This is a genomic window from Acetobacter sp. DsW_54 (genome assembly GCF_002153575.1).
In the GTDB taxonomy this organism is placed as follows: Bacteria; Pseudomonadota; Alphaproteobacteria; order Acetobacterales; family Acetobacteraceae; genus Acetobacter; species Acetobacter fabarum.
Window position 1 is genome coordinate 1 of sequence record NZ_JOPD01000042.1, and the last position, 12,672, is coordinate 12,672.

At 46.2% G+C, this 12,672-nt stretch carries 12 protein-coding genes; 6 read left to right on the plus strand and 6 right to left on the minus strand.

Annotated features, from left to right (window positions below):
* Positions 1-12 precede the first annotated feature (12 nt).
* Genes HK20_RS12135 through HK20_RS12145 form a run of 3 tightly spaced genes read right to left on the minus strand, consistent with a single transcriptional unit; the run spans position 13 to position 2,645 of the window.
* Positions 13-588 carry an HAD-IB family hydrolase gene (locus HK20_RS12135; RefSeq protein WP_158093069.1) on the minus strand — a complete coding sequence of 192 codons (576 nt, stop codon included), beginning with the start codon at positions 586-588 and terminating at the stop codon, positions 13-15.
* Positions 585-1,331, minus strand: a complete 747-nt coding sequence (locus HK20_RS12140) for an SDR family oxidoreductase (RefSeq protein ID WP_086647307.1) — start codon at positions 1,329-1,331, stop codon at positions 585-587. Before HK20_RS12140 ends, HK20_RS12135 begins: the two co-directional genes overlap by 4 nt.
* A gap of 6 nt (positions 1,332-1,337) precedes the next feature.
* A complete protein-coding gene (locus HK20_RS12145) occupies positions 1,338-2,645 on the minus strand; it encodes an FAD-binding oxidoreductase (RefSeq protein ID WP_198943927.1) in 1,308 nt (435 codons plus the stop codon).
* Between the two features lie 361 nt (positions 2,646-3,006).
* Between HK20_RS12145 and HK20_RS12150 the strand changes: the two genes are divergently transcribed.
* Entirely contained in the window at positions 3,007-5,166 is a 2,160-nt protein-coding gene (locus tag HK20_RS12150; RefSeq protein ID WP_143296510.1) for a YfhO family protein, read from the plus strand.
* A gap of 38 nt (positions 5,167-5,204) precedes the next feature.
* Here the strand turns inward: HK20_RS12150 and HK20_RS12155 are convergent, their stop codons facing one another.
* Together HK20_RS12155 and HK20_RS12160 are read right to left on the minus strand one after the other, a co-directional pair.
* Complete coding sequence (locus tag HK20_RS12155) at positions 5,205-6,092, minus strand: decaprenyl-phosphate phosphoribosyltransferase (protein ID WP_086647310.1); 888 nt, start codon at positions 6,090-6,092, stop codon at positions 5,205-5,207.
* A 181-nt stretch (positions 6,093-6,273) separates the two neighbouring features.
* Positions 6,274-7,203: a restriction endonuclease gene (locus HK20_RS12160; RefSeq protein ID WP_086647311.1), complete on the minus strand. Its 930-nt coding sequence runs from the start codon at positions 7,201-7,203 to the stop codon at positions 6,274-6,276.
* Positions 7,204-7,399: 196 nt separating this feature from the next.
* Between HK20_RS12160 and HK20_RS12165 the strand changes: the two genes are divergently transcribed.
* Positions 7,400-7,876 (plus strand): hypothetical protein, encoded by a 477-nt coding sequence (locus tag HK20_RS12165; RefSeq protein ID WP_143296511.1) that lies wholly within the window; start codon positions 7,400-7,402, stop codon positions 7,874-7,876.
* Positions 7,877-7,999: 123 nt separating this feature from the next.
* Positions 8,000-8,497 (plus strand): hypothetical protein, encoded by a 498-nt coding sequence (locus HK20_RS12170; protein WP_143296512.1) that lies wholly within the window; start codon positions 8,000-8,002, stop codon positions 8,495-8,497.
* 166 nt (positions 8,498-8,663) lie between these two features.
* Here HK20_RS12170 and HK20_RS13020 read toward each other — a convergent pair whose 3' ends face one another.
* Positions 8,664-8,912, minus strand: a complete 249-nt coding sequence (locus HK20_RS13020; protein ID WP_158093070.1) for a DUF1493 family protein — start codon at positions 8,910-8,912, stop codon at positions 8,664-8,666.
* 164 nt (positions 8,913-9,076) lie between these two features.
* Here HK20_RS13020 and HK20_RS12180 point away from each other — a divergent pair, with 164 nt between their 5' ends.
* From HK20_RS12180 to HK20_RS12190, 3 genes are all read left to right on the plus strand, one after another.
* Positions 9,077-10,654, plus strand: a complete 1,578-nt coding sequence (locus HK20_RS12180) for a CHASE2 domain-containing protein (RefSeq protein WP_086647315.1) — start codon at positions 9,077-9,079, stop codon at positions 10,652-10,654.
* Positions 10,655-10,723: 69 nt separating this feature from the next.
* The gene (locus HK20_RS12185; protein ID WP_143296514.1) at positions 10,724-11,107 is read left to right on the plus strand and encodes a hypothetical protein; all 384 of its coding nucleotides are present in this window, start codon (positions 10,724-10,726) and stop codon (positions 11,105-11,107) included.
* 5 nt (positions 11,108-11,112) lie between these two features.
* Complete coding sequence (locus HK20_RS12190) at positions 11,113-12,540, plus strand: M48 family metalloprotease (protein WP_086647317.1); 1,428 nt, start codon at positions 11,113-11,115, stop codon at positions 12,538-12,540.
* Positions 12,541-12,672: the final 132 nt, after the last annotated feature.

Genomic DNA, 12,672 nt, shown 5'->3' on the forward strand with positions numbered 1-12,672 from the left:
AAAAGCCAGAAATTACCCGCCAAGCACATCAATCAACGGTTCTTCGATCCCTCCAGCTGTAATGGATTGGTAGTGGTGGCCTGAATTTGAAATATATTCCTTTATGCGCCGTACTTTTTCAATGCCATAACAGTTATTTCCCTTTAACTGCCCGGTTGCCCGATGCTTTTGGTCTCCTTCTAAAGAAGAGCAAAGCACATCATGAAATCCTGCCGCACGGGCCCAGGGCACAAGATAGAGGTCGAGAGACGCGCTGAGCAGGATACAGTCCTCCCCCCGCGCCTGATGTGCATGCAGCCGTGCCATCATATCTGCCCGAAGCATGGTGGGAATGTTGTTTTGTGCAAACGCGCGCCCTGCGGCCCGCAGGTCGTCAAGGGGAAGGCCGCCCAGCGTATAACGTAGCAGGCGTTGTTTGGCTGTATCATTCGGGGTGCACTTCAAGGCGTAGCCCGCCAACCATGGCAGGCTTTTCGTCATGCCACAGCCTAAACCCCAATAGCCTCTGACGGCGCGAAGGAAAGGAATAAGAGAGTCATGCCGCGTGAGTGTGCCGTCAAAATCAAACAGAGCCAGCTTACGTGTCACAGGGAAAGCTTTTTGAAGATTGCTTCGGGAATGGACCGAATGATCAGCATGATAATCCGCCAGAACCACGGCAGATAGACAACATTCCGTTTCCGTTTAACGGCCTGGATAATTCCCTGACCAATCTGGCCCGGTGTCGCCCACAAAGCCCCTTTTGTGGGGATATGTGCTGTCATCGGGGTATCAACAAAACCAGGTTTGATGGTCAGCACCGTAACGGAAGCCTTGGCCATACGATTGCGCAGCCCTTGCAGAAAAATATCCACCATGCCTTTGGCTGCCCCATAGACATAATTGCTCTGCCGCCCGCGATCACCCGCTACGGAGCCAATGACAGCGATTGTTCCTTCACGCCGGGGTTCAAACAGGTTGGCTGCCAGCGTGGTGAGCGAGATAACGCTGAGCGCATTTGTCCGGATTTCCTGCATTGTCAGCTCAACCGAAGCTTCGCAGGCTTTCTGGTCAGGGAGGGACCCGTGTGCGACCAGCACAATATCCGGCGCGCCAAGGGCCTGAGCTGCCTGAGCGTATAGCGCCTCATGCGTAGAAAAATCATTAAGGTCGGCCGTGGCCGTGGCGACTGTCTGCCTCTGTGTGCTCCGGGCCAGCAGGTCGGTGCGCATGATCTCCAGTTTGTCCGCACTGCGACCAACCAGAAAAAGATTATGGCCTGCTGCAATCCACTCCCGTGCGCATGCCGTTGCAATAGCCGATGTGGCGCCGAATATAACGATATTGCTCATTCAGGGTTATCCCTCAGGTTCATTTACACGGCGCCAGAACCCCGAGGAAAATCGAGGGTCAATAAAAGGCAGCATTTTTTCCCATTGAGGGAAGCCACGGCGGAACATGGCTCCCGACATGCGGGCGTCTTTGGCTGGATACAAGGCCCCCCCGGCTGATGCAACAATGCTGTCCAGGTGGTTCAGCAGTTGCAAGGTCTTCTCACCCATATTGGGGAAGTCCAGCGCCAGCGTGGCTCCGGGACGCGGGAAGGAAAGGATGCCCATGGCGGGGCGGGTACCGAAAGTTTTGAGCACTGCCAGAAATGACCCCATGCCAGAACGTGCAATCTGGCGCATGAGCTCCGCGACCCCATCGGCTGAGACGTGTGGTGGCAGAACACACTGATACTGGTAAAACCCCTTGGTGCCGTAGATACGGTTCCAGTTTTCTATTGCGTCCAGAGGGTAAAAATAAGGCGCATAGTGTGCCAAGTGCCGGTCACGGGGTAGTTTCTGCCGGTAATAGACCTCATTAAACGCTTTGAGCGAGAGGCTGTTGATACATGAGAACGGCAGGTCCACCGGCACAGTGCGGTGGCGGCTTTTCCATACGGGCAATTCAGCCTGCGGCGGCGCATGCTGCCCCGCAAACAGGATACCCCGCCCGCTCTGGCGGGTACAGTCTATCCAGGCGACGGTATAGGACCATTCACGCTCAGCGCGCGCATTGAGCTGCCAGAACTCATCCAGTGTCGAAAATCGGTAAGCCTGCGTCACCATGAACGGGTTGGCAACAGGGAGCAGGTCAAAAGTAACCTGCGTGATCAGACCAGTCAGGCCCAGCCCCCCAATTGTAGCGGCGAACCAATCCGCATTCTGTGCCGCCGAACAGGTCAGGCGCTGCCCATCGGAACGCAGGAGTTCAAACGAGCGAACATGATTGCCGAAGCTCCCGGTATCATGGTGGTTCTTGCCATGCACATCGTTTGCAACGCAGCCGCCCACCGTTACAAAGCGCGTGCCAGGGGTTACGGGGGGGAACCAGCCCTGAGGGGTAACCAGTTCAAGAATATCCGCAAGGAGTACCCCGCCCTCGCAGGTAATGCGGCCATGCTCCCGATCGAAGGCAATCATATGGTCCAGCGCGCGGGTGCGGATTACGGCCGCATCCGGGTTCAGGCAGACATCACCATAACTGCGGCCGTTACCAAACGGAATACAGGTTTCCGCACCCGGCGGTAAAGGCAGGTGAGCAGTGCGTGCCGGTATATCAAGAACATGCTGATGCCCTACAGCAGGCAGGCAGTTCCAGGATTTGATGTCCTGTCTCAAGCAATCCTCCCGGCGTTTTGGCCGATATGACCATACCCTGCACAGCATATCCCTGCGATCAAGCTCAGCACCTTGTGCTGGCAGGTGTTAGAACAAAGCCGAAAAGTGTACGCGCGGTGCTGGATCATGTGGTGAGGAATATCATTGGTCTATGAACAATGACAACGATGAGGGATGGCGCAGGGTTGGTTCTTTGTGCCCCTCAAGCTTTGCCGTAGAGTGCCAGCGTGTATGGCTGGCTGGCCCACTCCACCAGAAATTGTCAAACAATTCAGAGTAAAATGGGTGGCGTGTCGCTATTGAACGTTTTGTCTGGGAACGATATAAAGTTCACTCTTCATGTATAGGGCATCAAGTGAACTTGGAAAACAAAAACTATAAAAATATTTTTATCAGTTTTCTGATGGGTATATTTTTATCAATAATCCCTATTGTGATTCACAGCGATGCCTATTGCCGTGATGACATGCAGGTGCAGTATATGCCAACGTTTTATGCGATTGGCAGTACCATTCTGCATGCGCATTTGGTACCTTTTATAACAACGCACACATGGTTTGGCGGGAATCTTATAGGTGAGTTTCAGTACGGTATATTAAATCCGATTGAACTGGCTTTGTATTCCATATTGCCATTTATTAAATCCATTCAATATGGCGCTGATTTTATAGCCGTCTTTCATTATGGCATATTGTCATCAGGTATGTTCTTTTTGGCAAAGACATTGGGAATATCAGATAAGTTCTCATACGTTGCCGCGGCTACTGCTGTTACTAACAATTTTATATATTACTGGTATGCTTCCAGCTGGTTCCCTCAGTTTACTTCCATATCTTTTATGGTGTGGGCCATAGCGTTCACATTAAAGGCTAACCAGTCCAAATGGTATTTTCTGGCGGCGATCATATCTATATATCTGATGATTACCATAGGATTTCCACAGACCATTGTTGCGTTTACTACATTTGGTCTGATCTATTCATTTCTGGAAATATTTAAATATAAAAATATTCAATCCTGTCTGCCTCTTTTTGCAGTCGGCCTTGGGGGCATGTCTGCTCTCATATCCTTTTTGCCGTCTGTGGCTATGCTTGCTGTATCGGATCGCAATGTAACAAGCTTATTTAGTGCTGGGTCTCTTATTCCCCAACTGGGCGATCTTTTATTTTTCTCCAATCCCGTTCACCCGTCCCATATGGTGATGATGTCATATCGGCATATCAAGGCATCACATTTTTATGTGGCATGGTTTATCTTGCCGGCACTCTTCTTTATTGACTGGAAAGCAGTTCGAAGTGTTCCAACTAAGGTTGTATCTATTATAGTTTGTATGTTTGTTTTTCTTGTTCTGACACAAGGGCCTGAACATTTGGGGCCGTTGCGTTTACCGTTCAGATATATGGCGTTTTTTCAGATTTTTCTTGTTCTCACTGTTCTGTATTTTTTTGATCAGTACAAAAAAATCCATACTCCAAAATATAAATCATTTTGTTTTGCCGGCACACTCTTCATTCTGGATATGATCAGTTGCGTACAATTCCCAAATAAATGCATATACATTGGTATATCTTTCATTTTGTGCTGGTATTTTGGACTTCGGATTGCTCAGAAAAATATGAGTGCCGTGCAATGGATAATCATAACGGTTTTATTTACGATATTCTCGCGCGGAGTAGGTGGCTTTCATAATGGAGCTATGCCGGACTGGCAGATATTCCCGCGGATTTCTGCCGAAATAAATCTTAATTCGGTAGATCCCTATTATAATATGTATCTTGTTGATAATATTTTTAATAAGAAATGGTACAAAAATAGTGACCAATATATAAAAGATATTGGTCTTGGCAATGTTGGATTTGCTCGTAATGATCCGAGTATCAATGGGTATTCGCCCATGCAGCCGTCAGGGCTTTCCAGAAGATTTTTCTCGCGTGGAGAGCATAAGGCTTCTGTTCATGGTACCACTTCCATGGAAGCAGGCATCAGAGGGCTGGAGATTGAGCCTGTAACAGGTTTGTCCTTTTTTGATCTGATGCGTGTTAAAAACGTCATAGCCTTTAATGGAGAGCAGGCGGATACATTCGACCGGGAAAAAAACGCAGAGTGGCAGAAAACCGAAAATCGGCAGTATGCTACGGTTTTCTCGCATCCATTACCAAACGAAATGCTGCCTGGCTCGCTTTCATGGCCATTGCAGGGCATCTCGGTTGCTGAACAATCAGTGGCCACGGGTACGCATGAAGCTATGACCCTATCGTTGCGGAGCAAGAATGCGCACAAATTGATTTTCGCACGTACATATTGGCCCGGCTACGAAGCAACATTTAATGGTGCGACTGTGCCAGTCTCGGCGTTTGCAGGCTTTATGCTCTCTGTTGATCTTCCTGCTGATGCGTCCGCTGGGAAGTTGGAGCTGTTTTACCGTATGCCTTATTTGAAACTTTCCACATTTCTATTCATGCTGAGTGTATTAATCACGGCAAGCATTATGAATATAAAAATGTTTTGGAGAAAAATATAAAGATAATTTTTAATATAATATGGAAGAATGTTTACCGCTTACATCGGCCATGAGATCAATCCGATGATAACGACAAACCAAAGCAGACCAGTGACAAGTAAATGAGGGTCCTGCAGCATATCACGGGCTGTGTCATTGCCACCCGTGCCGCGATGCAGAAGGAAAAGGTAGCGGAAAATCCCGTAAACGACGAAGGGAACCGTATAGATCAGGTTGGTTGTGTGGTGCCGTGCTACGGTTTCAGGTGAAACGGTATAAAGGCTATAGCAGATGATGGTGCATGCTGCGCTGATGGCAGTAAGCTGCTCAATCATTTCTGGGGAATAATCATCAAGCACCCGGCGGATGGAGGCGGGGTTGATGTCATTATTGTTTTCTAGAGCAAGCAATTCAGCACGTCGTTTTGCAAAGCCTAAGAACAGGGTCAGCATGAAGCCACAGAGCAGGATCCATGAGGTAGGCTGGATGCCCAGGCCTACCGTGCCGATTAGAATACGTAGCATAAAGCCAGAAGAAATCAGGAAAACATCTATGACTGGAATGTGCTTCCAGCGGATGGAATAGCCGAGATTAATAACCATGTAGAGTGCAAGGAACACAAAGGCCCAAAGGCTAATGCTCACTCCTAGTGCGAATGCACTGGTAATGAGAAGAATGGCCAGAATTACAGCTGATCTGGTAGAAATTTCACCACTGGCAATCGGACGCTTGCATTTTTTGGGATGCAACCTGTCGGCATCCACATCAATCATGTCGTTAATAATGTACACTGCGCTCGAGATCGCAGAAAATGCAATGAACGCGAGAAAATCTTTTAAAAGAAGATCGTATTCACGTACATCGTAGAAAATTGGACCAGCAAAAACAAAAAAATTTTTTATATATTGATGTGGTCGGCAAAGACGGACGAGATGAATGATTTTCATAGTCAATATATAAAATGATGATTTCCCTTAAACATACCTAATATTTATTGGGTCGTCAAGAGACGTTGTAGGTGATCCCCTCTATCTATTTTGCAGAACATACGCACTGTTTTTCATATTTCCAGGAATTATTCTGCATAATTAAACAGAATTGTCTGGCCTTCCATCAGCGCAACAATGTTCATTCAGGCTCAAAAAAATCCAGATCAATTCTTTTGATCTCTATTGTGCGGCTAATACGAACGCCTACGCCATGCTCGATCATCAGATCGGCAAGGGTAGTTCCATCAATCAAAATAACGCGTTGGCTTAGGTGGCGCACGAATTCTATGGCATGAGTGCTAAACGATGATGTGGTGACAAAAACGCCCTTGTGTGATCCGTGTCCAACAAGAGTGCCAACAAATGCCTGTACGTCGGGGCGACCAACGCTAACATGAGCGGCATAACGCTTTGCCTGTACATAAATTCGGTCCAGCCCCAGGCGGTCTTCATTAATGACCCCATCAACACCGCCGTCTCCCGTGCCCCCCAAACGTTTTGCTGCATCTTCATGGCTGCCGCCATAGCCCATGGCCACCAATAGATCGACAATCAACTGCTCAAAAAATGCAGGACTCTGCCTCAAAATCTGATCCAAAAGATCTGACCGCAACTCGGTCATCAGTTCCGTGTGAGCAGCTTCAATGCGTTCTTCAGGCGTTTGGTGATCTGTTATGGTAGAATCAGGTCTTACGGACAAAATTTCTGGTTTTTCACCCTCATTTGGTTTGCTCCCAACAAAGCTGACGAATGATGGGTACTGCTCCAGTATGGTGCGTGTGATGGCAGCAGGGTTGGAAGCAAGGAGTGCGCTACCGGCCGGTGTTATTGTGAACTGACCGCGCGCAGGAGAAGACAACAAACCTGCTTTGATGAGATACGTTTTGGCCCAATGAACACGGTTAGATAGCAATTTTTGTGTGCCACTGGGAAGCAACGCGGCTCGATCTTCTGCCGAGAGACCGTATTCGTTTGCAATTGTCTCGGCAATTTCCGGCACGCGGCGAATACCAGTCGCGGCAAGGCGTAGCACCGGCAGCATAAGGGATTGGTAATCAGGAACGGCCATTAGTGTTACGTCAAACCTCGCATTGTCACTTTAGTGCATTGTAGAAGAAAAATATGTCGTGGCATATTATAGAGCAATCCAACATCTTTGAATTGCAGTTAAATCAGAAAATTTGGGCATAATATGCGCTTATGCTCGTATGGATGCTTAGCGAGAAGGACCGAAGACGCGTTAATTGAGAGGACAGTGTCCTCATTTGAGTGTTGAGCTGGAGCTTTCCATGTCTCGGGCATTCAAGCTGGATCATGGAGAGTTTATGACGATGATTACGAATGCAGCCCTGCCAGAGGATGTTCTGGTTGCTCTGGACCGACTGGGTAATAGTCTTCGGTTAGGGGGCGTGCCGCCGCAGAGGCTTGTTGATGAGGTGGTCGCTGCCCTGAACACCATACCAGTATTACGGATTATTTCTGAGATATATAATATCCAGAGAAATCTCGGATTTTACGATTGGGAAAATCACAATTCGGAGTATGAAAAACGCGAAAGAGCTTTGCACTTGCTGGTCTGTATGCCTGCTTTGGCACAGGTTTTCACGTTTCATTCTAACGGGTATGTGCGTGAGGCTGCTTTGCGGGCTCTGACAGATGTGCCGTATTCATCTTTCATGTTGGCGATTCTTGCTGTGCGTTTGAACGATTGGGTAGCCCCTGTGCGGCAAGCTGCTGTGTAGTGTGTGGAAGCGCTGTCTGGGCGGGTTGATCCTGCGATTGTGGCTGCCTTTGGCATAGAACTTTGTGGCCGGTGGCATGAGTGGAGCAGGTGGTCCCCGGAGCAAGCAGCCTGCATAGAGGGCTTGTTTGTCCAATCTGCTGTGCACGAGCAGTTGGTTGTCCAGTTTGCAGTGCGGCGTAGCGGGCCGCTGCCGACGGCCCTACGTTATTTTTTACGCAAGCCGGGTTTGGATACTGCGTTGCCCATACTGGCGCGTACGGCACAGGTAGCCGGTGTCTGTGCGATAGCCGTGCTGGTGCTTTTGCGGGGGCACGCCCGGTGGCAAACTGGTACACGACGTCAATGGTTAAACAAGCCCCATGGAATCAGCCGCACAATACCGGTCCTGGCGCAGCGAGATATTGAAGTGTCTGTTGATCGTCACGAACTGATCAGCACAGTCCTTTGTGACAAATCCGCTATTGTCAGGCAGACTGCCTTGGTCACGTTGACAAGTTGTGCAACAGACCTTCCCGATCTTGCCACCTTTTTACCTGCTTTTCAGCAGGATGATAATCCGTCTGTGCGGAGATGGGCCGGGTATCTGCTTCAGCAACAGGAAATGATGAAAACCCATTGACGGGCGAAAGACGGGAATCGAAAAGAGCGCAGCACGGTTAATATGATCCGGGATAATGTGGACGTGCGCTAGGCTCAAGTCATGGTGTTAGCCCCACGCACCAACAGAGGCGGCATGTGCTAACATAGCTATAGTCAGAGGTTCAGGATCTGGCTGACGACGCTTTTTATAAGCGTAGCGCACCTATGATTCCGTCACCTTCTTGTAGGAAATATTTTTCGAAATCAAATGTTTGAGCGTTGACACCAAAGCGCTCAAAGTAACTGTGTATCAGCTTTTCAGCATCATCGTTGTGCATGCGAAGATCGTCTCGCAGTGTCGTATTTTCCGTCAATTCGCGCGGCCTCGGACCCGGAACCTGCTCTGAGATAGATAACACGATTTCAGATAGTGCTTCCTTGTAAGATTTAATCACATTATTGGCTTCTCCGGCTACCCAAAGTATTATAGCGCCAAACTGATTGTAATAACGTCCTTCGTCATGGAGAATGAACCAGATAGTTCGTGGATGGGTTGCCAAATTATGGATGTTTGTTATTCCTGAGTTAACGTACATTTCATCATATTAAAGAAACGTTAATGAAAAAATCTAGCGCGAAGCGATCAGCCCTTAAGGGCAATATTGTCTATTTTGTGGGTATTATTATTTTTTGGGTTTTGTTTAAATTTTTGGATCCTCTTGGAATTGAAACAGCAACCAAACAAAGTTCAGCTGCTTTCTTTGATGCGATTGAGGCTCCTTTTTACGGAATTTCATCGACAGAAACACATAAGCATGTTGCGGTCGTTACAATTAATGACCACACGTTAGAATATTTTGATGAAAGCTTTCCTTTTAATTATAAAACACACATTATCATTTTACAAAAAATACTGGCAGCGCATCCGGCCGCAATTTATGTAGACCTGCGGATGATGCGAGAAAGATCCGGAGAAGAGCTAAGCTCTTTTGCTCCTGTGATACAGGAAGCCGAGCGCCTGAAGATACCACTCTTTTTTGCTCGTGGCTCTGCCGTGGAAGGGCAACCGGATTTACCTGAGCCATTACGGCCACATCAGGCCTTCAGTGTGATTCGAAATGCTGAAAATCTGTATCCTCTCTGGATTAAAGACGGCCAAACAGAAGTTCCCAACGCAGCTTTTGCTGTTTATGAAAGTCTTTGTAAAACAAGATATTATTCAGTTTGTGGGCAATCGATTCACAAAAATTTTGAAAAGCCATTGCTGGTACGCTGGGGCCTGAAACCTGATCCCGATCAAGCTTTGGTGTCATTTGCTCCTGAAGCAAACTTTTTTTCTCTTGGATCCACTCCTATTGTTCTGGCTCTCAAACGAGGTGTAAGCAGTTTTTCAAAAGTTTTGCGGCCAGATAAGAATGAAGCGCAATTTTATCCATTAGTCATGGGGGCGGAACAACTTGAGTTCCGGGGGAGGAATACCAATGAACAGTCTCCACCATTGGCTAATTTATTAAAAGATCGTGCCGTTTTTTATGGTGTTGATATCCTAGATCAGCACGATGATACCCCGATTGCCGGGTTGGGACTCATGCCTAATGTGATTACCCATGCAATGGCCTTTGATAATTTAATGACGTACAATACTCACTATTTTCATGAATCTGGTGAAATTGAGGGGCTTCCACTTGATAATGCAGAATTTTTTGAATTTTTAATATGGTTTGTTCTTGCAACAATCATCCGAATACCAAAATATAAAAGAGCTGAATTTTTAAATGCTCGTGGTAAGAGTATTGAACAATTACACCCTAAACTGAAAACACTCTGGCCAGCACTTGTCGCATTTACCTTGACGGCGATATTTTTCGTATTTGATTTAAGCCAAAGGGAAAAAATAATAACCGCGATCCCCTATCTATTTTGTGCATATATACTGTTTTTTGTTTTAATTATTATATCAATATATATTTTACGAAATTATAATAAATGCTTGATAAACAGAAAAGATAACAACACTCTGGAAAAGTCGGAGGAAAATATGACGCCTCTTTCGCATCTTGGTGTCTTATTAGCCTTGGCAGCCGTTGGGTTCGTTTTTAATGAGTTAATAACACGGTGGCCTAATTCAGACTGGATAGGTCTTTTACTTATGTGGTTGGCTCTGGCTGAATGGAATGAGTGGAGAGAGGAAATATAAGCTTACGTTTGCGGTGTTCTAATTCATAACGATATAGATTTTCGTAACATAAACAAAGGTTGAATAGGCATGTCACTTCGGAAAAATATGCTTCTTGCAATGAGTGTAGCTTTTATAATGCCGGTTAGTACAGCATTGGCAGAAAAAGCCGTTGGGCATATTACCGGCACTTTTACCGACACCGTACATATCTTCGGGTTAGACCGTAAACCGTTGGGGCAGATTAATGCCTCTGATATCATCAACCAACCTCTTCTGGGGAAAGACCCTAAAACTGGACTGTATGAAGTGCAGACAAAAGCCGGATTGGTTCTTGTAAAGCCAGGTGCGGTCCAGACTGACATTAAAGAAGAAGCACCGCCAGTCACACCCTGCCTTGTTATGAATGCTGGCTCCTTGGATACAGCGGCAGGTTCAAGTAACAATCTCACCTCCAATTGCACATCTCGGTAAGTATTATGAAAAAAATCCTTTCTTACATCTCATTATTGGCCCTTTCAAGCTGCTCTATGGTTGGAAGCGGCCCTAGTGTGCCAGATAAAGGTACTTATATTTCTCAAATAACGCCACGCAATGATTATCAATTAAATATACCTGAGCAACAGCTTCTTGGCCCCAATAATAATATGGAACTTGGTGTTGTTGAAGATACGTATATTACATCTTATCCTGCTGGTATTATCGATAAATTACTCGCTGGGTGGAATGGTCAAAAACCATTAGTCAAAATATTTCTTGTTCCAAGTGGCGATTTTACGTCTGATGTGTCGGCCGGTGGTGCAATTTTTTTAACAGCGGGTCTGCTCCAGTATTTTCATGATAATGCTAATGTACAAACAGAAGACGCATTGGCATATACGTTAGCTCATGAACTTTCGCATATTTTGCTGGGCCATACCGATGCCATGCAAAGAAATAAAATTATGGAAGGGTATCTGACTGGCGCTTTGGAAATTGGATCCATAGCATCAAATATGTTTGGTGGTTCAGCCCTTGCAGGCAGCACGTCAAAAGCAATTCTTTCGACAGTTGGTGCGCATGAATTTATCAATCTGACCCTGTTTAATATCTGGTCAAGAGAGCAAGAAACACAAGCCGATATTCTTGCTATCGATCTTATGGTTAAAGCCGGATATTCCACAGATGAAGCAAACAGCGTTATAAAAGTTCTGGTAAGACAGGATGAAGATGCTGAAAAGAAGAAAGCTTCTCGTCCTGATCTGGTATCAGTAAGCGACAATAAAATTAGCTTAAATGCCGGATCTGTTGCCAGCAACTACCTGCGGGAAGGCATTGAATTGGCTGAGATGCAGCATCCTTTTGCTAAAGAACGTTTAAGTAAAGTTAGTATTTACGAGCAGAGGGAATATGCAGATCAAATTACGGATGTAAAGCGCTCATCCTTGCAAAAATGGTTGAAGACGCGTGAAATGACACGTTTCCTCAGTGGGTCTAAACATATTTTAAGTGCTGAAATGGCAATTTCTTCTGGAAATATGCAGGAAGCGCACAAAGAACTTTCTCAAGTTACTTCGCCTGTGCGTGACAGCGTGGTGTGGGCGGATTTGTCATCTACTGTTTTACGTTCTCAAGGTAAAACAAAACAAGCAATTGCGCTCCTTGAAAGTGATAGTAATCGTCCAGATGTCACGCTTCCTGCTGTGCACCATTGGGCCGAATTACTGGAGGAACAAAAAAAATATGATGAAGCAGAAGCATATTTAAAAACTGAACAAGATTTATTTGATAATAGAGACATATTGCCGTTGCGTATAAAAATAGCAAAAGAGGCAAAGAAGGATGTTTTGAAATCACAGCTTCTAATGACATGTATGGCCTCGGGAAATGAGGCTTTACAAAAAGAGTGTAATGAAAAATCAAAGTAATTTCATACGACCTTGAATGAATATTATTCAAGGTCGTCTTAGGATCAGGACCTATTAATTTATTGAACTGAGCGAGAGGTTGTGATTCACAGGCTTACCGATGGAGGGTAGGCCTGTGAGTGAGGTATTTTT

What these genes read in the sequence shown, in the direction of transcription:
- HK20_RS12155 (WP_086647310.1), bottom strand. Translation starts at nt 6,092, where the DNA reads ATGAAAATCATTCATCTCGTCCGTCTTTGCCGACCACATCAATATATA.
- HK20_RS12160 (WP_086647311.1), bottom strand. Translation starts at nt 7,203, where the DNA reads ATGGCCGTTCCTGATTACCAATCCCTTATGCTGCCGGTGCTACGCCTT.
- HK20_RS12185 (WP_143296514.1), top strand. Translation starts at nt 10,724, where the DNA reads ATGTCACTTCGGAAAAATATGCTTCTTGCAATGAGTGTAGCTTTTATA.
- HK20_RS12180 (WP_086647315.1), top strand. Translation starts at nt 9,077, where the DNA reads ATGAAAAAATCTAGCGCGAAGCGATCAGCCCTTAAGGGCAATATTGTC.
- HK20_RS12190 (WP_086647317.1), top strand. Translation starts at nt 11,113, where the DNA reads ATGAAAAAAATCCTTTCTTACATCTCATTATTGGCCCTTTCAAGCTGC.
- HK20_RS12140 (WP_086647307.1), bottom strand. Translation starts at nt 1,331, where the DNA reads ATGAGCAATATCGTTATATTCGGCGCCACATCGGCTATTGCAACGGCA.